General features: G+C 61.9%; 19 protein-coding genes. 11 read left to right on the top strand and 8 right to left on the bottom strand.

Annotated elements, in window-relative coordinates; all coding sequences use genetic code 11:
- Positions 1 to 137 precede the first annotated feature (137 nt).
- The 11 genes from QOL79_RS10745 to QOL79_RS10695 all read left to right on the top strand — a co-directional run bounded on the left by QOL79_RS10745 (position 138) and on the right by QOL79_RS10695 (position 14,923).
- Complete coding sequence (locus tag QOL79_RS10745; RefSeq protein WP_283419586.1) at positions 138 to 1,001, top strand: metallophosphoesterase family protein; 864 nt, start codon at positions 138 to 140, stop codon at positions 999 to 1,001.
- A 255-nt stretch (positions 1,002 to 1,256) separates the two neighbouring features.
- Positions 1,257 to 3,218 (top strand): polysaccharide biosynthesis protein, encoded by a 1,962-nt coding sequence (locus QOL79_RS10740; protein ID WP_282947637.1) that lies wholly within the window; start codon positions 1,257 to 1,259, stop codon positions 3,216 to 3,218.
- A gap of 140 nt (positions 3,219 to 3,358) precedes the next feature.
- Positions 3,359 to 4,816, top strand: a complete 1,458-nt coding sequence (locus QOL79_RS10735; protein ID WP_282947639.1) for an O-antigen ligase family protein — start codon at positions 3,359 to 3,361, stop codon at positions 4,814 to 4,816.
- 2 nt (positions 4,817 to 4,818) lie between these two features.
- The gene (locus QOL79_RS10730) at positions 4,819 to 5,532 is read left to right on the top strand and encodes a polysaccharide biosynthesis/export family protein (RefSeq protein WP_283404281.1); all 714 of its coding nucleotides are present in this window, start codon (positions 4,819 to 4,821) and stop codon (positions 5,530 to 5,532) included.
- A 45-nt stretch (positions 5,533 to 5,577) separates the two neighbouring features.
- Complete coding sequence (locus QOL79_RS10725) at positions 5,578 to 7,788, top strand: GumC family protein (protein ID WP_282947643.1); 2,211 nt, start codon at positions 5,578 to 5,580, stop codon at positions 7,786 to 7,788.
- 144 nt (positions 7,789 to 7,932) lie between these two features.
- A complete protein-coding gene (locus tag QOL79_RS10720; protein ID WP_282947645.1) occupies positions 7,933 to 9,054 on the top strand; it encodes a tetratricopeptide repeat protein in 1,122 nt (373 codons plus the stop codon).
- 56 nt (positions 9,055 to 9,110) lie between these two features.
- Positions 9,111 to 9,917, top strand: coding sequence for a glycosyltransferase family 2 protein (locus QOL79_RS10715; protein ID WP_282947647.1), 807 nt, complete (start codon positions 9,111 to 9,113; stop codon positions 9,915 to 9,917).
- A 32-nt stretch (positions 9,918 to 9,949) separates the two neighbouring features.
- On the top strand, positions 9,950 to 10,918 hold the full coding sequence (locus QOL79_RS10710; RefSeq protein WP_282947648.1) for a UDP-glucuronic acid decarboxylase family protein: 969 nt from the start codon (positions 9,950 to 9,952) through the stop codon (positions 10,916 to 10,918).
- A 53-nt stretch (positions 10,919 to 10,971) separates the two neighbouring features.
- A complete protein-coding gene (locus QOL79_RS10705; protein ID WP_283419585.1) occupies positions 10,972 to 12,243 on the top strand; it encodes a hypothetical protein in 1,272 nt (423 codons plus the stop codon).
- Complete coding sequence (locus QOL79_RS10700) at positions 12,240 to 13,715, top strand: hypothetical protein (RefSeq protein WP_283419584.1); 1,476 nt, start codon at positions 12,240 to 12,242, stop codon at positions 13,713 to 13,715. Before QOL79_RS10705 ends, QOL79_RS10700 begins: the two co-directional genes overlap by 4 nt.
- Positions 13,716 to 13,720: 5 nt before the next feature.
- Positions 13,721 to 14,923, top strand: a complete 1,203-nt coding sequence (locus QOL79_RS10695; RefSeq protein WP_283419583.1) for a hypothetical protein — start codon at positions 13,721 to 13,723, stop codon at positions 14,921 to 14,923.
- Positions 14,924 to 14,935: 12 nt separating this feature from the next.
- On the opposite strand, the gene pseI is transcribed toward QOL79_RS10695, so the two are convergent.
- From pseI to QOL79_RS10655, 8 genes are all read right to left on the bottom strand, one after another.
- Positions 14,936 to 15,991, bottom strand: coding sequence for a pseudaminic acid synthase (gene pseI, locus QOL79_RS10690; RefSeq protein ID WP_282947652.1), 1,056 nt, complete (start codon positions 15,989 to 15,991; stop codon positions 14,936 to 14,938).
- A gap of 108 nt (positions 15,992 to 16,099) precedes the next feature.
- Positions 16,100 to 17,608 (bottom strand): UDP-2,4-diacetamido-2,4,6-trideoxy-beta-L-altropyranose hydrolase, encoded by a 1,509-nt coding sequence (gene pseG, locus QOL79_RS10685; protein ID WP_282947653.1) that lies wholly within the window; start codon positions 17,606 to 17,608, stop codon positions 16,100 to 16,102.
- 17 nt (positions 17,609 to 17,625) lie between these two features.
- The gene (locus QOL79_RS10680; protein WP_282947654.1) at positions 17,626 to 18,912 is read right to left on the bottom strand and encodes an aminotransferase class III-fold pyridoxal phosphate-dependent enzyme; all 1,287 of its coding nucleotides are present in this window, start codon (positions 18,910 to 18,912) and stop codon (positions 17,626 to 17,628) included.
- A 36-nt stretch (positions 18,913 to 18,948) separates the two neighbouring features.
- Entirely contained in the window at positions 18,949 to 19,491 is a 543-nt protein-coding gene (locus tag QOL79_RS10675) for a GNAT family N-acetyltransferase (protein ID WP_282947655.1), read from the bottom strand.
- Positions 19,491 to 20,282, bottom strand: coding sequence for an imidazole glycerol phosphate synthase subunit HisF (gene hisF / locus QOL79_RS10670; RefSeq protein ID WP_282947656.1), 792 nt, complete (start codon positions 20,280 to 20,282; stop codon positions 19,491 to 19,493). Before hisF ends, QOL79_RS10675 begins: the two co-directional genes overlap by 1 nt.
- Positions 20,283 to 20,287: 5 nt before the next feature.
- Entirely contained in the window at positions 20,288 to 20,902 is a 615-nt protein-coding gene (gene hisH / locus QOL79_RS10665) for an imidazole glycerol phosphate synthase subunit HisH (RefSeq protein ID WP_282947657.1), read from the bottom strand.
- 8 nt (positions 20,903 to 20,910) lie between these two features.
- A complete protein-coding gene (locus tag QOL79_RS10660; protein WP_282947658.1) occupies positions 20,911 to 22,131 on the bottom strand; it encodes an N-acetyl sugar amidotransferase in 1,221 nt (406 codons plus the stop codon).
- A 63-nt stretch (positions 22,132 to 22,194) separates the two neighbouring features.
- Positions 22,195 to 22,920: a cytidylyltransferase domain-containing protein gene (locus QOL79_RS10655; RefSeq protein WP_282947659.1), complete on the bottom strand. Its 726-nt coding sequence runs from the start codon at positions 22,918 to 22,920 to the stop codon at positions 22,195 to 22,197.
- Position 22,921: the final 1 nt, after the last annotated feature.

Raw genomic sequence — 22,921 nt, 5'->3', positions numbered from 1 at the left:
GCGGTCCATGGCGCGTGCCGGTGCGGTGCCTAATGCGCGATTAATCGTCAAAGCTTGCAACACCCTTAAGGTCTCGGAGCGCAGGCCGAAACGGGTTTTGACCGCGGTCATGCAACGCTCCCCGGCAAAAGCCGTTGTTGTTTCGCGAGGCGAGGGAGGCTAGGGGAACGGCGTTTGACCGCCGGTCCGGAGTCCTCCCCGCGGTAGCGGTGTTTTCGAATTGGGTTCTTTTCATGTTCTGGAAGCGTAAGAGCAAGTCTGCTCCTCCGATGCGCGACAGTTTTGCGATTCCCGACGGTCGGCGTGTCTATGCCATCGGTGACATTCACGGGCGCGACGACCTTTTCGCCGAACTGATTGGATTGATCCGCGCGGACAATGCGGCGCGCGATCATGCCGAAGTGACGCTGATCCTGCTGGGCGACCTTGTCGACCGAGGCCCACAGTCGGCAGAGGTTGTCGAGCGCGCGATCCGGTTGAAGGACGAATTTCCCGATACGCGCCTGTTGATCGGCAATCACGAGGAATGTTTCCTCGCCGCGTTGACGGGGGACGTCAGGCGGCTACGCTATTTCATGCGCATCGGCGGCGACGCGACCGTGCGAAGCTATTGGAAGGATGAAGCGACCTTCGTTGAAGCCAGTTTCGAGGAGGTCGCGGAGCGTTTGCCGGCCATCGTCCCGTTCGAACATGTCCAATTCCTCGGCGGTGGCGAGGATGTCGTCGAAATCGGTGACTATATATTCGTTCATGCCGGCATTCGCCCCGGCGTGCCGATCGGAAAGCAGTCGTTGGGCGATCTGCGCTGGATCCGTGAAGAGTTCCTCGATGACGAGCGCGATCACGGCGCGATAATCGTGCATGGCCACACGATCTACGATGAGGTCGATGAGTGGCCCAATCGCATCGGCATCGATACCGGCGCCTATAAATCCGGCGTCCTTACGGCGATTGTTCTGGAGGGGACCGAGCGCCGCTATTTGAAAACGGACGGTGAATGACGGGGGTGGGCGGGTTTTCATCGCGGCATTCCATCGATCCGGCTCGTTGCCGTTTCCTCGCCCTTGAGAACCGGCCTTTCGGCCACTAGGCGCGAGCGAAACCGGAAAAGGTCCGGTTGTCGCAAAGGTTTACGGATTTGCCGAACCGTCTCCGTCATCATGTTTGTTATTGGGAATGTCGCAGCTTGTCGCTATCAACCGCCTGCGCAAGCTGAACATTCGCGCCGCGACCTGCCGCGCTCGAGAGGTTTGAGAATGGATATTTGGGACGGTCAGGCACTTGCGCTGCGCGAACGCGCCATGGCTCAGGCCGTGCATTGGTTGGCTTGGCTCGCCGATCTGCCGCGTCGGCGCCGCCAGCAAGTGGCAATAATGATGGACGCAGTGCTGTGCGTGGTTGCGGTCTGGATCGCACTGTCGCTCCGCGTCGGCGAGTGGAATTTGTTCACACGCCCAGTCTTCATCCTGTCGGCCGTTGCCATCATCCTTTGGTTCCCGATTGCGCTGCGGTGGGGCATCTATCTGTCGATCATCCGCTTTTCCGGCGGCCGGACGATGATGGGTTTAGCGGTGGCGTCGGCCCTATTCGCGATTCCGATGGTTTTGATATTCATGGTGGTCGGCATCGCGGGGGTTCCCCGCACCATGGGTCTGCTCCATCCGATCATTTTCCTTGCATTGCTGTCGGTCAGTCGGTTGACGATCCGCTTTGCGCTTGTCGACATCCTGCACCGGGCGAATGGCGGACGCGAGCTGAGACGCGTGCTGATCTATGGTGCCGGCAGGGCCGGTCAGCAGCTTTCGCTTTCGCTTCGTCACGAACCGCATGTCCAGGTTCTGGGCTATGTCGACGACGATGTCCGCCTCAACGGTCAGCGGCTCGACGGCATTCCGATCTATTCGTCCGACCGTCTCGCTTGGGCGATCCGGACCCTGATGATCGACGAGGTACTGATCGGCCTCCCGCGGATTTCGAGGGCCCGGCGCAGAGAGATCATCGACGCACTCCAGAATTTCCAGGTGCAAGTTCGCGTGTTGCCGAGCCTGAGCAGGATCATGGATGGCGAGGTTTCGATCAACGACCTGCGGGCCGTGCAGATCGAGGATTTGCTGGGGCGTGACCCGGTTGCGCCCAATGCGCTGTTGATGGGGCGCAATATCGTCGGCAAGACCGTGCTCGTCTCGGGTGCCGGGGGGTCGATCGGTAGCGAGTTGTGCCGCCAGATCCTGAGCTTTCGGCCACATCGCCTGATCCTGGTCGACCAGTCCGAATACGCGCTCTATGCCATCGACGATGAACTGACGGCTGCGGCGGCGCAGATTGACGGTTCGGCGATAGCCATCGTTCCCGAGCTGGGGAATGTCGCCGATCGCGATTCGATTTCACGCATTTATTCGCGCTGGAGGCCGGACACGGTTTTCCACGCCGCCGCATACAAGCACGTCCCGCTTGTCGAGACCAACCCGGTCGCGGGGATGCGCAACAACATATTCGGCACACTGTTCAGCTGCCTCGCGGCCGAGGAGGTCGGGGTCGCCACCTTTATCCTGATCAGCACCGACAAGGCTGTTCGACCGACGAACATCATGGGGGCGTCCAAGCGGGTCTGCGAGTTGATCCTGCAGGCACGCTCGGCAAAGCGGCGCTCGACGGTGTTCACGATGGTCCGGTTCGGTAACGTTCTGGGATCAAGCGGATCGGTCGTTCCGCGCTTTATGGCGCAAATTCGTGCCGGAGGACCAGTTACGCTCACCCATCGGGACGTTACGCGGTACTTCATGACCATTCCCGAGGCGGCGCAACTCGTGATCCAGGCGGGTGCGATGGCGAAAGGGGGCGAAGTTTTCGTGCTCGATATGGGGCAGCCGGTTCGGATTCGTGACCTTGCTGCGTCGATGATCCGGCTGTCAGGTCTTTCCGTGCGCGACGACACACATCCCGACGGCGACATTGAGATTCGCGAAATCGGGATGCGGCCAGGCGAAAAGTTGTATGAAGAGCTGCTGATCGGCGAGGATCCGCAGTCGACGATGCACGAGCGCATCATCCGCGCCAGCGAAACGATGTTAGACTGGGACGATCTTGCGCGCGCGCTCGATGGCTTGGCGGGTCATCTGGCACGCGGGGAGGCTGACGAGGCGCTGCAGATCCTCCGCGCGCTGGTACCTGAATATGCTCCTCCGGTCGACCATTCGGTGATACAGGCCGCAGGGTAAGGCAGGCGGGTTTTCAGGGCCCGTCAAAGTGGTTCAAAAACACGCTAGCGCGCCCTGAAACTATATCCTAAGGGCTCCCCTCCCTGCTCCCCCGCCGGTCATCTTCAAAAGATAATCGAGAAAGCATTTTACGGAATTCCATGCTGATTGCGAAGACGACATCGCCCACGCGGCACGACGAACGCAATGTGCTGCGCTGGCTTCTGCCAGCGACGATTCTGCTCGCCATGCTTTTGGGAGGTTCTTCGCGGGCCGACATTCTTTCCCTGCTGATCCTACGCCCCCTGTCGGCGTTGCTGCTGGTTTATGCTCTCTATCGCTATGGCGCCGAGGCGTGGCGCCAATCGCCATCGCTGATGGCGTTGACGGGGGGCGTGGTTCTGCTGGCCGTCGCGCATGTCGTTCCGTTGCCCCCCGCTGTGTGGTCGGCGCTTCCGGGGCGGGAGGTCGTGGTCCAGACATTTGAAGTTGCAGGTATTCCGCTGCCCTGGCTGCCGTTGTCGATGTCGCCCGTCGGTGCATGGAACGCCCTGTTCAGCCTCATGCTGCCCGTCGCGGCTTTGATATTCGCTCTCGCGGCCAGCCCCGAAGACCGACTTCGAGCGCTCAAATGGGTGATGGCAATCGGGTTGGTCAGCGGATTTATCGGGCTGATGCAGATGCTCGGTCCACCGCGCGGGCCGCTCTATCTCTATAAGGTGACCAACGTCGGCGCGGCCGTTGGCCTTTTTGCCAATCGCAACCACCAGGCCGTCCTTATGGCGAGCCTCTTCCCCCTTTTGGCGATGTACGCTTCGCTGGCTGACAATTCGCGCGGACGGTTGCAACTTCATCGCGCCATTGCGATTGCGGCCGCCGCTTTCATCACGCCCATGATCCTTGTCACAGGATCGAGAAACGGCCTTGTCCTCGGCGCCATCGGACTTGCGCTGGCGGTATGGGTCTATGGCAGGGGCGCGGAGAAGCTGGCCGCCAAGCCGACGGCCATGCGCTGGCGCCGATGGGCGCCTTATGCGGTCGTCGCGGTGCTCGTGGGCCTGTCGTCGTTGACTATCTTTGCGGCGCGGGGTGTCGCCTTCCAGCGGCTCGTCAATCTCGATGCCTCGCAGGATCTTCGCCTGAAGGCGTTCCCGACCGTCGTCGAAATCGCCCGGGATACCTTCCCCTGGGGCAGCGGGATGGGGAGCTTCGACGAGGTTTACCGGCGCTACGAGCCTGGGCAGTTGCTGTCCCCCAATTATTTCAATCGCGCGCATAACGACTGGCTGGAGATCGTGATGACGGGCGGCCTGCCGGCGGTCCTGCTTGCGGCGATGGCGATCACCCTGTTCATCATCGCAGTCGTCGCGGTGCTGAAGCAGAAGGAGCGGGGACGGTCGCGTCGCCGGATATTGATTTCGGCCCGCTGCGCGGCCGCCATATTGCTGTTGCTTGCCATAGGCAGCATTGCCGAGTATCCGGCGCGGACACCCTCGCTGGCTGTGCTTGGAGTATTGTGTGCGGCCATCCTCAGCGGTGTCCGCAAGATAGACACGGACGTTTCTTCGCGCGACCGCCAGGCCGCGCCGAATCGGCATCGTGATACCGGAGAAATTTGACCATGATGCGTGCTATTTTCGCGGCTGTTGTTCTCGCCATGGCGAGTGGCTGTGCCTCGGTTCCGCCGCTTCAGTCGAACCAGTCCATCCAGGTCGTGGACGCAGCGGAGCTTCCGCCGCCAGCAACCGCCGGTATGGAAGGCGGGTACCAAATCGGGGTGTTCGATCGCTTGCTGATCGATGTGCTCGGTTTCGAAGAATTGGCCAAGCGCGAGGTTCAGGTAGATGCGGCGGGCAATATCGCATTTCCGATTGCCGGATCGGTACGCGCCGCCGGCCGAACGCCGGGTCAGGTTGCGCAGGACATCACGGCGCGGATGCAGGCAGGTCATATCCGGAACCCCCAAGTCTCGGTCAACCTGTTCCAGTCGACGAGCCAGTATGTTACGGTTGAAGGGCAGGTGACGGAGCCCGGAAACTATCCGCTGGTCGGCGACATGACGCTGATGCGCGCGGTTGCAGCCGCCAAGGGGCCCGACGAATTCGCGAAGCTGGACGATGTCGTCGTCTTTCGCACTGTGAACGACAAGCGGATGGTCGCGCTCTATAATCTCGCCGCGATCCGTCGTGGTTACTATAGCGATCCGCAACTTTACGCGAAGGATGTCGTCGTGGTCGGCGATTCGCCGGGGCGTAGGCTGTTTACGCGGATCATCGAGGCGTCTTCGCTGATTACCGCGCCGATCATCGCGCTGGTTAGCAGCAATGCTTTGTAATACCGCCCCGTATTGCAACGTGGCCCCTTCTGAATGAGCATGTCAATGAATCGAATCCCCTTCGAATTGCCCGGTAACGAGACTGCGGGGCCGAATTCCGGTGCGGAAACGGCCGAGCCGCCGCTGGTGCTCCAATATTGGAGCATGGCGCTGCGCCATCGCTGGGTCGTGCTCAGCATCGTTATCGGTTCGATCGTCGTCGGGATTCTCGCGACATTGCTCGCGACGCCGCAATATTCGGCGACCTCGCGCATCGAGATTTCGCGCCAGCAGCAGCGCATCACCAACGTGCAGGGCGTGGAATCGGAAGAAACCGGCCGCGACCTCGAGTTCTACTTCACGCAATATTCGTTGCTTGAGGCGCGCTCCTTGGCCGAACGCGTGTCGCGCCAGCTCAACCTGCCCCGGAACGAAGCCTTTTTCGCTGCGCACGGGATCGAACCCGAGGGAGGCGCCTTGTTGAATATCGGCGGCGACCGTCCGCTCGATAGTGCTGCGCTGGCGGAGCGGCAGAATCTTGTCGTGGAAACGCTGCTCGAGCATGTCGCGGTCAATCCGATCCGCAGCTCGGCGCTCGTCGACGTCAGCTATTCGAGCGCGTCGCCTTCGCTTTCGGCCCAGATTTCCAATGCGTGGGTGCAGCAGTTCATCGCGCAGAGCATGGACCGACGGTTCGAATCGACCACCGACGCACGGCGGTTCCTCGAAACGCGGCTGGACGGTCTTCGCCAGCGGGTGGAACAGTCCGAGCGAGATTTGGTGAACTACGCTTCGCGTCGCGGGATCGTTCGTTTGCCGCAGGAGTCGTCCGACGGGCCGACCCGTAACATGGATACACTGGCGGGCAGCAACGTCCGTCAGATCAGCAACGCGCTCGCGCAGGCGACGGTCGCTCGCGTCGATGCCGAAGGAAAGCTCGACGCGGCGCGCGCGCGGCGCGCCAACGAAGCCGCGCTCCAGAACCCGGCACTCAACGAGTTGCGGAAGCAGCTTGCGGAGGCCGAAAGCGAATATTCCCGCGCATTGGTGCAGTTCGAGCCCGAATATCCGGCAGCGAAAGCCCTGCGCGAAAAGGCGGACTCGCTTAAGCGCAGCATCGCGGCCCAGGAAGGGCGTGCGGTTGAGAGCTATGTCACCAACTACGAGGCGGCCGCCAAGCGCGAAGGCGCCTTGAAAGCTCGTCTCGACAAGCTGCTCGGCCAGCTCAACCAAGAGCAACGCGATAGCATCCAGTACAATATCTACCAGCGCGAGGCGGATACCAACCGCCAGCTCTATGATGGTCTTCTGCAGCGCTACAAGGAGATCGGCGTAGCAGGTGTCGGCGCGAACAATATCTCGGTGGTCGACGTCGCGTCGGTTCCCGAACGTCCGTCCTCGCCGCGGCTCATCGTCAATATCCTGATGGCGTTGGCTGCTGGCATCGCCCTTGCTGCAGCGGCAGTGTTCGTCCTCGAAAATCTCGATGAGGGACTTCGCGAACCCGACCAGGTTCGCCAGCGCCTCGGCCTCCCGCTCCTTGGCGCGGTTCCGATGTTCGAGGATGGCAATGTTCGCGACCTGCTGGCCAATCCGAAATCGTCCCAATCGGACGCCTATTTCACCGTTCGAACAAACCTTGGCTTCTCGACCGATCATGGCGTGCCGCAGTCCCTCATGACGACGAGTACGTCGCCCTCTGAGGGCAAGTCGACGACGAGTTTTGCGCTGGCGACGATCCTCGGCCGCATCGGGCGGAAGGTCATCCTGATCGACGCCGACTTGCGCAAGCCGACAATCAACAAATATTTCGACGCGGAGAACAAGTTCGGTACGAGCAACTATCTGGCCGGGGACGACAATCTCGACGGCCTCATCCAGCCGACCGAGCATCCCAATCTGAGCTTCATGGCTTCGGGCCCTCAGCCGCCGAATCCTGCCGAGTTGTTGGGCGGCCGACGCCTGGAGCAGTTGATCGTCGAGCTCCGCAAGCGCTTCGACCATGTGATTGTCGACAGCCCGCCTATGCTCGGCTTTGCCGACGCACCGCTTGTGGCGAATGCCGTTGAAGGGGTGGTCTATGTCGTCGAATCGCAGCGGACCCCCGCACGCGGAGCGACGCTGGCGCTGCGCCGACTTGCCGAAGCGCACGCTCGCGTGTTCGGCGTCGTGCTTACCAAATATCGCGTCAACCAGGCGGGCTACGGCTACGGCTACGGCTACGGCTACGGCTACGGCTCCGACGGACGGGACAAAGCCGACACCGAGGAAAACTGATCGGTGCGGAAGGGATATTCGTTTCGCAAGCGGTCGGATAAGGGGGACGGCATCGCGCCGTTGCTCGCTGCGATTCGCCAGGGCCTGACGCCGTTGGCGTTGTTGGCTGCCATCGTTGCGCTGGGCCTTGCCTGGCTTGCGTTTATGAACGCAAGGGTCGGCGTCGGGCTTCGGTTGATGCCCGATACGACGATGGGGGCGGGTTTCGATCCGGTGCGGTCGCGACTGTCCACGTTCGAGAAAAAGCAGGTCACGCCGGGTTTCAAAGATCAGGCGGCAGCGGTGCGGGTGGCAAAAGCCGCGCTGCGCCAATCACCGTTGAACCCCCGCGCGTTGCGGATGCTGGCGTTTGCCGACATCGCAGGCGGACGTATCGACCGGGCGGAGGCCAAGATGGTCATGGCAGACCGCTTGTCGCGGCGTGACGGCGCGACGCAGTTGTGGCTTGCTGATCGGCGCGGACGGCAGGGCAGGATCGGCGACGCCCTGCGTCATATCGACGTGTTGCTGCGAACGAGCCCGGAAGCGACGACGCCGCTGCTCGAACGATTGGCCGTGGCGCTGGCGCTTCCCGAAGCGCGCGCTGCGATCAAACCGATGATCGTCGCCGATACACCATGGATCGAGCGTTTCTTCGCTGTCGCGGTGGAGCGATCGCCCAGCATGGCGCCGCTTGGCGAACTGGTGGCTTCATTGCGCGAAGCGCCTCGCCTCCAGCGGCTCGAGGGCAGCTACGCCTCGCTCGTTTACCGCCTTGCGGGCGAGCAGCAATATGACCTGATGCGCAAGGTCTATGTTAAGTTGCCGGGTGCGCGAGTGGGAGATCTTTACGACGTCAGTCTTCGCTCGGCGGTCGACCCCAAGGGTTACCGGCCTGTGATCTGGGACTTCGGTTCGCGATCGGATCGGGGGGCTGCGATGCTCGGTCCCGACGAGGCCGAGTTCTTCGCGATGACCGACGTGCGCGGCGTTGCGGCAAGTAAGGCGGTGTTCCTGAAATCCGAGGGGCAGGCGCTGCGATTCCGGAAGAAGGAAGGTGTCGGGGGCGACGGAGCTGCGGCGTTCTGGCGCGTAACCTGTGTCTTAGGGCGCGCGGCGAAGACTTCGATCCAGAGCCGGAACCTGCTCGAGACGCCCAACGGAACCGTCCTTCGCGTTCCGTTCCCCGCTGGCTGTGGCGCGGCGCAGATCGAGATGATCGTCGACGGAGCGATGCGCCGCGATCCGACGCGGGTCGTTCTGTCCGAAATCGGTCTGTCGCGCTGATCGCTTCGAATTTCCGGGTTTTGTTGGCCGTTGGCCGTATCTAGATGGAATGGTACATGCCCCGCGTTTCGGTTGTGGTCCCAGTGTATAATGCCGAAGAATATATCGGCGAGACGCTGCAGTCGATCGGCGGTCAGACGTTCAGCGACTTCGACGTCCACGTCGTCGACGATTGTTCGACCGACAGCTCCGCCGCGATCGTGCAGGCCTTTTGCGCTGCGGACGACCGATTTTTCTACCATCGCTCGCCAAGCAATTTCGGCGGGCCCGCAGGACCGCGAAATTTGGGGATCGAGAAATCGTCCGGTGAATATGTCGCGTTCTGCGACGCCGACGACATATGGGTCGCCCACAAGCTGGAAACGCAGTTGACCGTCGCTGAAGAGACGAGGGCCGACGTCATATCGGCAGTCGTCCGGGATTTTCATGACGGCGAGGAACGCGTTGTCGTCGCGCCGCCGTCGGGCGCCGCCCCGCGTTCGGAAATCTCTCACGCGCGCTTGTTGCTTAAGAACTGGATTGCACTTTCCAGTGTCGTCGCACGCCGCTCGGCGCTCGAGGCGGCCGGTCCGTTCAACCCCGCGCGAACGCACATCGCGGTCGAGGACTTCGATATGTGGCTTCGCATCACCCAAAGCGGCGGGCGCGCCGTGCGGGTGGGCGTGCCGCTCGTGCACTATCGGAAGCTTCCGACATCGATCTCGGCGAGCAAGACGATGATGATACGCAAGGCGCTGAACATGATCGGCGACGATTATGAGCGGCGCGGGAAGGGTGCGCTCTTCAAAATTCTGCGTCCGATCCACTGGGTCTTGTATGTGGGCACCTCGGCTTGGATGCGCGCGATCCGGCGCGAGCTTTGACGGCGAAGTGTCGACGCTATGGAGAATATGAAATGACGACCCCCTACGACTCCAAAAGGATACTGATTACCGGGGCCGCCGGATTCCTCGGCAGCCACCTGTGCGAGCGGCTGGTCGCACAGGGGCATGAGGTGCTGGGCATCGACAATTATTTTACCGGCCGCCGGGCGAACGTCGCTCATCTTCTCGGCAAGCCGAACTTCGAAATGATGCGTCACGACGTGACCTTTCCCCTCTTCGTCGAGGTCGACGAAATCTATAACCTCGCCTGCCCGGCGTCGCCCGTGCATTATCAATATGATCCGGTGCAAACGACGAAGACCAGCGTCCATGGCGCCATCAACATGCTAGGCCTCGCGAAGCGGACGGGAGCCAAGATTCTCCAGGCATCTACGTCGGAGGTTTATGGCGATCCCGAACAGCATCCGCAGACCGAAGAATATTGGGGCAATGTGAACCCGATCGGCCCGCGATCCTGCTATGATGAAGGAAAGCGCTGCGCTGAGACGCTGTTCTTCGATTATCATCGACAGAATAACGTTCGCATCAAGGTCATGCGCATCTTCAACACCTATGGTCCGCGAATGCATCCCGAGGATGGCCGTGTCGTATCCAATTTCATCATGCAGGCGCTGACCAGCCAGCCCATCACCATCTATGGGGACGGTTCGCAGACGCGTTCCTTCTGCTATGTCGACGACCTGATCGAAGGCATGATCCGCCTGATGAATTCGCCTGACGATGTTACGGGGCCGATTAACATCGGCAATCCGGGCGAATTCACGATCCGTCAGCTGGCCGAAAAGATCGTCGAGATGGTTGGCGCCGATGCTGAGCTGGTCTTCAAGGATCTGCCCGTCAACGATCCGATGCAGCGCAAGCCCGATATCGGCAAGGCGATCTCGCTGCTCGACTGGCGACCGACGATCGCGCTTGAGGACGGGCTTGGCAAGACGATCGAGTATTTCCGGTCGCTGGTAAGCGAACGTCAGAGCGCGTGACTATGGGGCGCGAAGCCATACCTGTACTGGGAGGCTCTGCGATGCGGTCGCCGATGCTGTCGATCGTTTGGTTTACGATCGGCTTTGCGCTTATTGCGGCCCTCTACACCGGGCTGATGTTCAAATTCTGGGCGATCGGTTTTGTCCTTCTGCTGACCGGTGCGAGCTACGCAGCGCTGGGCGGCTATACCGTCGCCTCGCTGCGGTCGGTCGATAGGGCCAACAGGCGGCCGACCTCGGCTCTGTTCAATATCATCGTGGCTGTGATTGCTCTGCTCGGCCTGTGGGCCATGTTTTACGACCGGACCGAGATTCGCGGTATCGACTATGTCAATTTGGGGATCGCGGCCGCCCGCGCCGAATTCAACCGCGTGGGTGAACGTGGCGGCCTGATCAGCGTCGCGGGGAATATTTTCTCGGCGGCCGTGTATCTTCCGCTCATCAATATGATATTCGACTGGGAAAAATGGGGGCGGGAACGCTTCATCGTTCTTGGGCTCGTGATCGCCGGAATGCTCGGTCTGACTTATATCACGGGCGGGCGCACTGCGCTGCTGATTGCGGTCGCCGTAGCTGCGGCGGCGATGCTTGGGCGAGGCGCGATCGGTCTGCCGCGGCTGCCTAGCTTTCTGACGAGAGCCCGGCTCATCGTCGGCGGCATTGTCGTGGCGATTCTGTTCGGTGCGATCTTCGCGCTGCGCGCGACAGCATTTGGCGCGGCGAGCGCTGGCGACTATCTGAGCCAGCTCTGCATCCACCTCGCGCAACCAGCGATCGAGATCATGGCGCAATGCTATTCGATCCCCTATTCGAGTGGACTGGAAAGCGTTGACGATGTTTCAAATTTCGGGACCGCCGTCCTTCTGTACGCCTTCCATGTGGCGTGGGTGGGCAACGTCATCATTGTCGACGTCAATCCGGGCGTATCGACCGCCTTTTCGGGTTTTCAGGACATGTTCCTGAGCAGGTTCGGCTATCAACTCACCGCGACCGACTATGACGGATATTTCATCCCGGCCGCGGCAAGCGTGGTCTACGACTTCGGTTATCTGGCCATGGCTATCGGATTTGCATTGCTGGGCTTCATGCTGGGGCTGTTTCAGCGGGCGATGCGCGCGGGAAATTTGTTCTTTGGCCGGGTTGCCTTTTGCTACATCGCTGCGGCGCTGCTGCTGTGCGTTTTGATCAGTCCTGCCAATCTGCCGGTGCTTCTCCTGTCGATCATGGCCATCTCGGCCATTGCTGCCGCGTCGATTTTCGCGCGGGCGCTGGGTTTCGAACTCGTCTTCCTGAAAGAGCTCCCGGCCCGCGAGGCCGGAAGATGAACAAAGCCTCGGACAGACGGCAGTATCGGCATGTCGGGGTCGTCCAAATCTATCCGTGGCGCCCCCACGCCTTCCAGCGCGACTATTTGTTGACGCTGGCCAGCGACAATGGCGCGGAAACCAGCGAACTCGTCTGCAACGGGTCGCTGGAGAAATGCTACGATAAGCAATATCAGACGGTCGGCTTCGGATCGGTCGACCATTGTGTCAAATGCCGATTGGGGCGCAGCGCGAAAGCGCGTTCGCACCGGCAATTCGCGATCGACTGGTCGACCAAGGACATTCCAGTCGAAGGCGAAGAACAGGCAATAATCTCCAACCGCGCAGCGCTGGTTCGAGCCGAGGTGGCAAGCGACGTCAGTCCGGATATCGGCGGACGCGGCCTGCTGCACGCGTATCGGGCTGGCTATCACTCGGCCGTGAAATGGATCGAGAGCTGCAACGTCGACCTGATCCTCCTCTTCAATGGTCGTATCGACATACTCAAGGGAGTGGTCGATGCGGCGACGGCTTGCGGCGTCGACTTCATGTCCTACGAGCGGTCGTGGTTTGGCGACGGGCTGATGCTGCTGCCCCGCGAGAACTGCCTGGGGCTACGTCATATTCATGACATGTGTAGAATCGTCGGCGATTCCGAACTCGCCGAAGAGGATCGGGTCCGCGCCGAGCGGATCATCGCGGGGCGTGTCCACCGGACCGGCAGCAACGAGTGGCGCGATTTCCAGAAGCGCGGCGAAGGAAATTACTCGGACCTCATAAGCCAGATCGGGAAAGCGCCGAAGGTGCTGGTTCTTCCCTCGAGCAACTACGAAATCTGGGGGCACAGCGACTGGCGGGTCGAATGGGTCGATAATTTCGAGGCGATCGACTATCTGCAGTCGGCGCTCGATGTCCCCTTCGAGGATTTCCTGATCCGCGGCCATCCGATATGGGCGCAGCGAGTCGGTGTAAGCTTTGGCAATCGGGCCGACGAGCATTATCGCGACTATTGCGCGCGGCGGGGAATTCGCTACGTCGAGCCGACCTCCGCAATCCACACATCGACGCTGATCGAAGCGTCCGACCTTGTTGTCCTGAACGCCGGAAGTTCGGTCATGGAGGCCGTGTGGCGCGGCAAACCGGTGATATCGCTAGCGGTCAGCACCTATCAGACTGCTGGTGTCTGCCCGACGTTACTTGGCCCCGGCCAGCCAATCGATCTGCCTGATGACGCGACGCGCCGTCGTCAGATCGTGAAGTTCATCCACGCCATGGACCGGGTCGCGCCGACATTCGTCAATCACCTGAAGGCGGTATCGTCCGGCGAGCAACAGGCGTTCGAGGGCGGGGATTTCGGCGATATCGTGCGCCAGCTCGAATTCGACACCCTGATGTCCCCCGGAAAGAACGAAGCGCCGGTTGGCGCTCCGATCGAGCGGCGACCGACCTTGGTAGAGAAGGCGCGTGCGCTGCTCAAATACGGCGATCGATAGGCGGGATGCAGTATTTCTTCTCGTCGACCCTGTTGCTTGCGATGGCCACAGTCATCCACGCGCTTCGCATTATCATACTGTCCTTTCTGCTCGGCAATACCGACTTCGGCGCGGTTTCGACGATCTTGCTCCTCGCGACCCTGTTCACCGAGTTCGGCGCGCTGGGCTTTTCCCAGCTGATTTATAACCAGCCGCTCTTCCATCCCGGTCGCGTGTCGAGGCAAAGTCGCAGGATCGGCCTGTTCTTCCTTACGGGCATGGGGCTGCTGCTCGCAAGCGCGGCGACCGTAGCGGCCATCGCCTCTGCAATTTCGCTGTTCGCGTTCGTCTCGATCTTTCTGACGCTGTTTTGCGCCGCGTCCAACATGATGGTGCTGTCGGCGTGCCGGTCGTCGCGCAGCAGCTTTACGCATCCGATTGCTTATTTCATCAAGTCGATTGTCGTCATCCTCGACATCGTGATCCTCGGCTTCTTCACGCCGCCGCTTGCGAAGATGGCGCTATGGGGCGAGGTGGTCGCGCTGCCGATCCTGCTCTTCTATGCCTGGCACGTCGGGATATTGAAGCTGCGCTGGACGACCGCCCGCGAAGTGCCGGCGGTTTTCGCCGCGCATTTCAAGCTCGGCTTGACCGCGATTGCTTCCGCCGCATCGGGCATGCTGTTCTTCAACCAAGAGCGCCTGTTCGGCGTAGCGGCGCTAACGCTGGAGCAGCTCGGCATTCTGACCAAACTGCTGCTACCCAAGATGATCGCGGCGCAGGGAGCGTTCCTGTTGGGCGTTCACTTCCATCGGATGGTCGTCCGCATGTCGGAAGCCGATCGGTCCGCCCTGTTCGCCCGCGCGAAATATTATGAGCGGTTTGCGGTGCCGATCGTAATCTTCACGGTCGCCGCGGGCGGGTATCTGGCGGTGCAGCTCAATATGTTGATCTATGGTATCGCCACCGAATATTCGACCGGATTGGCTGTGACCGTCCTCGCGTTGATCTTCTTCTTCAATCCCTATTCGATCATGCTCCAGGCTACCAATCGTTACTCGTCGCTAGCAATCGCAAACAGCGTTGCGGTGACCGGCTTTATTGCACTGGTCGGGATGGCCGGACCGCACGATCCCGGTGTCGCTGTTCTGTCGGCGCTGTCGGCGTGCCTGTGGTTCCTGATCGTGCGGATCTTCGTCGCCCGTAGCTTTTCCGCCAGCCGCGGATGACGGACGCGGCGATCAATCTTCGATGGGTATGAACAGCGACCAACTGGCGGGCGTGCCGGCCGAAACTGCGCGCGCCACCGGCTTGCCGATCAGAGTCGCAAGAAACTTCGGCGGCAAGCCGTAGCCGGGCCGTATCGCGCGGAGATTCTCGGCCGTCAGCATATCACCTGCTTGCATGTCCTTCGCGATATAGAGCGAGCGACGGAAGATGCGCGAGCCGTCCTCGGCCGGTGTGCCGCCAAAGGCGATCCCACCGATGGCCTGCCAAGCGCGGTCGCATTCGACGCGCAAGGCTAGAAACTCCGAGGGTTCCATCGAAAAGGCGCTGTCGACGCCGCCGTCGGCGCGCGCCAAGGTGAAGTGCTTTTCGATCAACGGCGCACCGAGCGCGACCGAAGCGACCGAAACGCCCGTGCCCATGGTGTGATCCGACAGGCCGACCTCACATCCGAAAGTCTGCCGCATCGCCGGAATGGTGGCGAGGTTCGTGTTCATCGGTTCGGCAGGATAGGTGCTGGTGCATTTGAGCAGGATGATGTCCTGGGCGCCCGCGCGCCGCGCGGCGAGCACGGCTTCGCCGATCTCGGCCACGGTTGCCATCCCGGTCGACATGATCATCGGTTTTCCAGTCGCTGCGACGCGCTCAATCAGCGGAATGTCGACGAGTTCGAACGAAGCGATCTTGTAGGCCGGCACGTCGAGCGTTTCGAGGAAGTCGACGGCGCTATGGTCGAAGGGCGAAGAGAAGCACGCGATCCCGAGCGATTTTGCCCGCTCCATGATCGGCGCATGCCAGTCCCACGGCGTATGCGCCTCATCATAAAGGTCATAGAGATTGCGCCCGTTCCACAGGCTCTTGGGGTCGTCGATGATGAAATCCGCCGTGTGCAGGTCTAGCGTCATCGTGTCGGCGGTATAGGTCTGCAGCTTGATCGCATCGGCGCCCGACGCGGCGGCAGCGTCGACGATTTCCAGCGCGCGGTCGAGCGAGTTGTTATGGTTGCCCGACATTTCGGCGATCAAATAGGGGCGGTGACCCGCACCAATCTCCCGGTTGCCAATTTTCATCTCGCTATTCCTGTTATCCAGATATCAAAAAGGTGAGGCGTCGCGCTCGCGGTCGCCGCGGGGGGTGACCGCTCCCTATCCCGCTCCGAACGGCGGGACAAGCATCGCTCAGGGCCGGAAGAGAAGCTGTAGTTCGAAGCGATCGCCTGACTGCGCATAGCCGGCATTGCGGAACAGGCGCTGCGAAACAGCGTTTCCGGGCAATGTCTCGGCCAGAATGACGAGATCGCGCCCCTCCTTGCGGCTGAGCGCCTGCTGTGCCGCCCTAATCATCGGAAGGCCGAGCCGCCGGCCGGTGACGATCGGGTTGAGATAGAGTGAAATTTCGTAGTGCCGATCGGCAAGGCGATCGAATCGGACGACCCCGATCGGAACGCCGTTTTTCTCCGCGATCAGCAGGAGATGGTCCGGCGACGCGGCGATGCGTTCGAACCATGCACGATGCGCCTCCCATTCGATTATACGAGCGTCGCGCGATACCGCACGGACATAGGGATCGTTACGCCACGCGAGGATGGCCGCCGCATCGTCGCGTGTCGCCCGCCGCGTCGTCACAGAAGCATCGTCGAGGGTCAGCAAAGCCGCCGCCACGCGCTCCGCGCCCCTGGCATCGACGAGTTTTCGGCAGCGCCGGGCCTGCTCCAGTCGGCCGTCCGGATCGGCGAGGATCGCAGGCAGCATTGCGCGCAGCGACGCCCAGTCGCCGGCCTGTACCAGCCACTGGAGACCCTCGTCCGCAAGCTGGTTGGCGATCTCGCGCTGGTTCTCCGCGGTGATGACCGCGATGGCTGGAGCGGCGCTGGCCATGCGTTCCCACGTGGTGCCGCCCGCCGCCAGAATGAAGAGGTCGTGATGCCGAAAAAAGGCCGTGAGATCGGGAAGGTCTACGTCGACTTCGACGTCACCGTCGGTGCTGGCGGCAGCTTGAATCGAAGCAATGTTGGGGTTCATCCCCGACGTGACGATACCGATTTTGCCACCGAACCCTGCAGCTCGCACCGTTTCGAGAACGGGGACCGTCGCGCGGGCCGGGTCGGTCCCGCCCATGAACAGGCCTATCGATGCCACGCCGTTCGATTGTTCGTGAGGCTCGCCGGTCCCGTAGCGCGGATCGATCAGGGCATAGTGCGGGCCGCCGAGTAACTCGGCCTCGCCGACCACATCGCGATATTTGGTCCGGTGATCGCGATCCCAGTTGGGGTCGACGACGAGGTCGGCGCGGAGCGGACGATCGGCGAGATCGTCGATCACCAGAATTCTGCAACCGAGTTCGTAGCGGGCCAGATCGTGCCATTCGGCATCCAGCGCGTAATGATCGACGATGATCCAGTCCGGCCGCCCGCGAGCGAGTGCTGCCAGCAACTCCTGGAAATCATGGACCTGCCCGTGCGGGAGCCAGCTTACCGGATCGGCATCCTGTTCCGGGAGGGGCGAAGGGAGGCGCAGTGCGCCGTCGGCGAATTCGGCGAGAAGCGGCGCAAGGTCAGCGCCCCATTCCTGGACCGCGAACCGGACATCAGCGCCGAATTTTCGAAGCGCCCGTGCGAGCGTCAGGCACCGGCGGACATGGCCGATCCCGATACGGGGAGATGCGTCGGCACGGACGATGATCTGCACGGCCTGCTCCGATCCGGTCAGCGAACCTTGAAGAGGGGTTCGAGCGGCGGGCAGCGCAGCGCTTCGAGGAGCGTGCCGGCGGCAAGCAGGTCTCGGAGCCGCGGGAACAATACTCGATAGGTGTCGAGCAGCGCCGCGAGATCCGTGTCGCCATGCGCGAAACTGAGGTTGTGCGTGCCGTAGCTCAGAATGCCGCGCTGATGCCATTCCTGCATCAGCCAGGTCTTGATCGCGAAGCTGCTCGCGCCGGGCTGGTCGCTGATGGTCAGGAACGACCAGCTCGGATGGCCCTTGATGTCGAGGACATGCGCAATCTGCGTTTCGTCGATGATCGAACGCACCGCGGATTTCAATCCTTCGCCGAGCGCGCCGATCCGCGTGACGACGGGTTCGCGCTTCAGCTTTTCGAGCGTTGCCTTCGCCGCGGCTAGCGACAGGAGTTCTCCGCCGAAGGTGAAGGAAAAGAAGACCTCTTCCATCATCTGCATCACGTCGGCGCGCCCGGCGACGGCCGATACCGGGTAGCCGTTCGCCAGCCCTTTGCCGAATGTCGCGAGATCGGGCATGACGCCGAAGAGTTCCTGCGCCCCGCCGTTGGCATAGCGGAAGCCCGTGATCGTCTCGTCGAATACGAGAATTGCGCCGTGCCGCGTCGCCAGCTCGCGCACTCCTTCGAGGAAACCGGGCGCCGGATATTCGATGTTCATCGGTTCGAGGATCACCGCAGCGATATGGTCCGGCCATTCGGCAAAGACGCGTTCAAGCGATGCGAGGTCATTGTACAGGAACGGGTGCGAGAGCTCGCGGGTCGCCGCCGGCACACCGCGATTGCGCGCCGTCGTGCCGATGTACCAGTCCTGCCAGCCGTGATAGCCGCAGACGGCCACATGGTCGCGGCCGGTGAAGGCGCGCGCGATCCGGATGGCGCCCGAGGTCGCGTCAGAGCCGTTCTTGCCGAACCGGACCTTTTCCGCGCACGGCACCATCTCGCAGATCAGCTCGGCGACTTCGGCCTCCAGCGAAGCTGGAAGCGACAGGATGACGCCGCGATCGAGCTGGTCGCGAACCGCGCCGTCGACGTCAGGATCGGCGTAGCCGAGCGTTACCGAGCAGAGACTGCTGATGAAATCGACATATTCGTTTCCGTCGACATCCCAGACGTGGCTGCCCTTGCCTCGATCGAGGTAGAGCGGCGACACGCCGACCGGGAATTGCGTTCGGCTTTTGCTGAACGTCTGGCTTCCCAGCGGGATGACATTTTCCGCCCGGGCAAGCATGGCTTCCGAACGGTCGAAATGGCGCATTGTCGATACTCCTGTCGTGGTCGGGCCGATGACCCGTCAATTGTCGGCGAAGCGGGCAAGCAGCACGAGATCCTCGAGGCGTCCGTCCGAAACAAAATGCGCGCGGCGAATGGCCTCGACCATGAAACCGGCGCGTTCGAACGCGATCTGGCTGCCCTTGTTGTCGGCATAGCAGCCCGCGGTGAGCTTGCGCAGCCCGAGGTCGCGGAAGCCGATGTCGGCGACCGCCGCGATGGCATGAGTCGCGATGCCGCGCCCCCAGGCGGCCCGCGCACCGATCATCAGGCCGATCTCGCCCAGTCCGTGATGGCGGTCGATCGGTCCGATCTTGATATTGCCGACATGCTGACCGAGCGCCTTCGAATGGATCGCAAGGAACAGCGATGCCGGGCTGGCCAGCATCGATTCGATATAGGCGGCAACACCGTTGTGATCATGGACCACGAAACGGCTTTCGAGATAGCGATTGATTTCGGGGTCGTTGAGCCAGGCGACATAGGAGTCGCTGACATCTTCGGGGGTCAGAACGGCGAGCCGTACGACGTCATTTTCCCAATGGGGTGCCGAATCGATCCGCATCAGGTTTCCATGCGGATGTCGATGCCGCTGTTGCGGACGTGCGAGCGGGTCTGGATCGGGTTCTGATCGCGAAACGCGAAAAAGGTGCCAGCGGAGATCGCCTCCGCACCGCCGTCCAATACGCCGTCCGAAAAATGGCTTGCGATGCCACAGCCGCCCGAAAGGATGACCGGAATGGGCAAGCTGTAGGCGACTTCAGCGCATAGCGCGCAATCGAGCCCTTTTCCCGTGCCGTCGCGGTCGGCGTCGACCAGCACGATCTCCCCCGCGCCGCGCTGCGCCGCTTCGTGCGCCCATTCGACGACGCTGCGCTCGGTGCGGCGCGAGGCCCGGTCGGTATGGACGCGCGGGGTGCCGTCGTCGTCGCGGCGATAGTCGATCGAGACGACGACACATTGCGCACCGAACTGCCCGGCCGCGGCGTCGATGATGTCCGGATTCTCCGCGGCGACGGTGTTGATCACCACCTTGTCGGCACCGTGGTCGAGCAGCCGACCGAAGTCCTCGGCGCTGCTAACGCCGCCGCCCACGGCGAGCGGCATGAAGGTTTCGCTGGCGAGCCGTTCGATGATCCCGAGAAGAAGCTCGTCGGAACCGATCGGGGTCCGGTCGATGTTCAGGACGATGAGCTCGTCGGCCATCTGCGCCTGATATATTTTCGCTTGCGAGACGGGGTCGCCGACGTCGAAGGACTGATCGAACTGGCGCGTCGTGACGAGCACCGGCCGAACCATCGAACCGATCTGGCGGTGCTGGATCAGTAGCTTGGGGATGAGGCGTTTCTTCAGCATGGCGATTACAGCGCGAGGAAGCCTTCGAGGAACCGGATGCCGGCATCCTGGCTCTTTTCGGGGTGGAACTGTGCCGCGACGACATTGCCGCGGCGGATGACCGCGGCGAAATCCTGGCCATGGGTGCAACGGCCGATCGTCTCGCCGAACTCGGGATCGAAGAAGGCAAAGCTGTGGTCGAAATAGAAATCGGCCTTGCTGCCTGCAGCGAAGGCCCCGAACGGCTCGTCGAACATCACGTCGTTCCAGCCGACGTGCGGGACGCGCACCCGGGCGCCATTGGCGATCAGCGGCAGCACCTTGCCGCCCATCCAGTTCAGTCCTTCATGATCGCCAAGCTCGAGCCCGCGGCGGGCCATCAACTGCATTCCGACGCAAATGCCGAGCAGTGGGCGATGTTCGACAAGCGCCCATTGTTCCAGCGCCGGCAGCATCCCGCTTTCGGAAAGCCGTCGCATGCAGAAGGCGAAGGCGCCCACGCCGGGCAGGATGACATGGCTGACGCCGTCCAGCTCGGCCGCGTCTGTGACGAGACGCGTCTCGCAACCGATATGCTCGAAAGCGTTTCGGATCGACCGGATGTTGCCTGCGCGATAATCGATGATGCCGACAACGGTCATCAGGGCGCTCAGGCCTCGTCGTCGGCGAAGGTGAACGATTTGCCGGTACGCATTTCGTAGCGCGCCAGCATTTCGTCCCGCACCCCCTTGGGCATCGCGCCGACGCGCGACCAGCGTTCAAAATCGTGGGTCTTCTTGCCCGGGCGGACCGCGTCGGGATCGTGCTGATAGGGCGAGACCATGTGCTCCATCGCGATGCGGTTGAATTCCGCCTCGCTGAGGCCGACGAAATTCAGAAAATTGTCGAGGCTGGGCGGACGGCGGTTTTCGAACTCGTCGATCAGGTGCTGCCCCTCGTTCAGGGTGATATTGCCCTGCCGAACGTCGATCGCCACCAGATGCGACGGGCGGGTGTAGCCGCGCTTGATATATTTGATGTAATCGCGAACGCCCTGCATCTGGCATTCGATCTTCTCATACTGGTATTGCGGAGGGACGTTCTCGACCTCGTCGCCCTGCCAACCCAGTTCGTCCATGATGATCTTCGACTGCTTCGGCACATCCCACGGAATGTACGAGCCGAGGCAGACCGACCGATAATTGAGCGCGCGCAGGTCCTTGAGCGGCGGATATGAGAAGCATTTGAGATCGCGCGGGTCGACCTTGCCGCCGAGGCGCACGAACATGTCGTCGGCGCTGATGCCGAGATTGACGTAGCGGTTGAACCGCTTCTCGTCGACTTCCTCTTCCTGCTCGTAGCTGAAATAGGCGGTATATTCGGACGAGGGCTCACCCCAGAAGATCAGCGGAACCTTCTTCTCCAGCGCAACCCACATGGGGTAGGAAAAGATGCCGGTGTGGCAATGCCAGCAGAAATCGCCCTTTTCGAGGAAGGACTGGAGCATCAGCTGCTGCACGACCTTCCAGTTCGGGGTGAAGGTCATGATGTCGACGCCGAGCTCGCGACACACCTTCTTGGTGTTTTCCTCGAGGCCGGGACGGAAGAAGCCATGGTCAAAGCGGACGACCAACGGCTTGATCCCATATTCCTTCACCAGATAGTAGAGCGTCCAGGTGCTGTCCTTGCCACCGCTGAAGGGCACGATGCAGTCATAGTCGTATTTGCCGCGATGCTCGGCGATCAGGGCGTCGAGTTCGCCCTTCTTCTGGGCCCAATCGATCCGGTTTTCCTTGAATTCGATCTGGCGGCACACGTTGCACACGCCCTCGTCGTCGAAGGCGATGGTTTCGTGGGTTTCGGGGAGGCCACATTTGCTGCAGCGTTGCATCGGAAAGTCTCCGGAATATGGGGGTGCGGGGAGGGCAGTTGGCGGTTCTCTAGACAGCCGATATCAGCTTTTCAAGGCTTCGTTCCGTTCGTGCGGGTTGGCTTCCAGCAAGCCGGCATCCTGTTGCAGTAGCCGCAAAATGTCGAAATAATCGCATTCGCCGCCCAGCGCCCCGACGATCCGGCGAACGAGCGCCAGATCGTCGGGATAGTCGACGGTCAGCCGCAGATGCGAAGCGGGGACGGCGGCCGTCAGGTTTGCGCGCGACGCACCGCTTTCCGGCGCCCGCATCCAGAGCGTCACATGTTCGCGTTCGGGCCCCGAAACGGCGAGCCGGTCTGCGCGGTCGAGCAGGTCGCGTGTAAAGCATTCGGTGTCCATCCCGTCGGCAAAGCCGGGCGGGTCGACATTGCTGGCATAGTCGACCCCGGCCGACCGATGCAACGCGACCACTTGTGCGATCAGGGCCGGATCGATCAACGGGCAATCGCCGGTCAGCCGGAGAATGGTCCTGGCGTCAAAGACGTCGGCGCCGACGACATAGCGTGCGAGAACGTCGTTCAGCGGCCCGCGCACTACCGGTACGCCATGGGCCTCCGCTGCGGCCGCGAGCGGATCGTCAGATGGGTCGTCGCTGGTCAGCACCGCGACCAGGTCGATTCCCCGAGCCCGACGGACGCGGTCGGCCATGAAGCAGATCATCGGCAGGCCGCCGAGATCGGCGAGCACCTTTCCAGGCAAGCGGCTGCTCGACATGCGGGCCTGAATGAGCGCTACGGTATCGGACATG

Origin of the sequence: Sphingopyxis sp. Geo48, from assembly GCF_949769155.1 — a bacterium.
Classification (GTDB): Bacteria; Pseudomonadota; Alphaproteobacteria; order Sphingomonadales; family Sphingomonadaceae; genus Sphingopyxis.
This window is presented reverse-complemented; position numbering and strand designations above follow the sequence as displayed.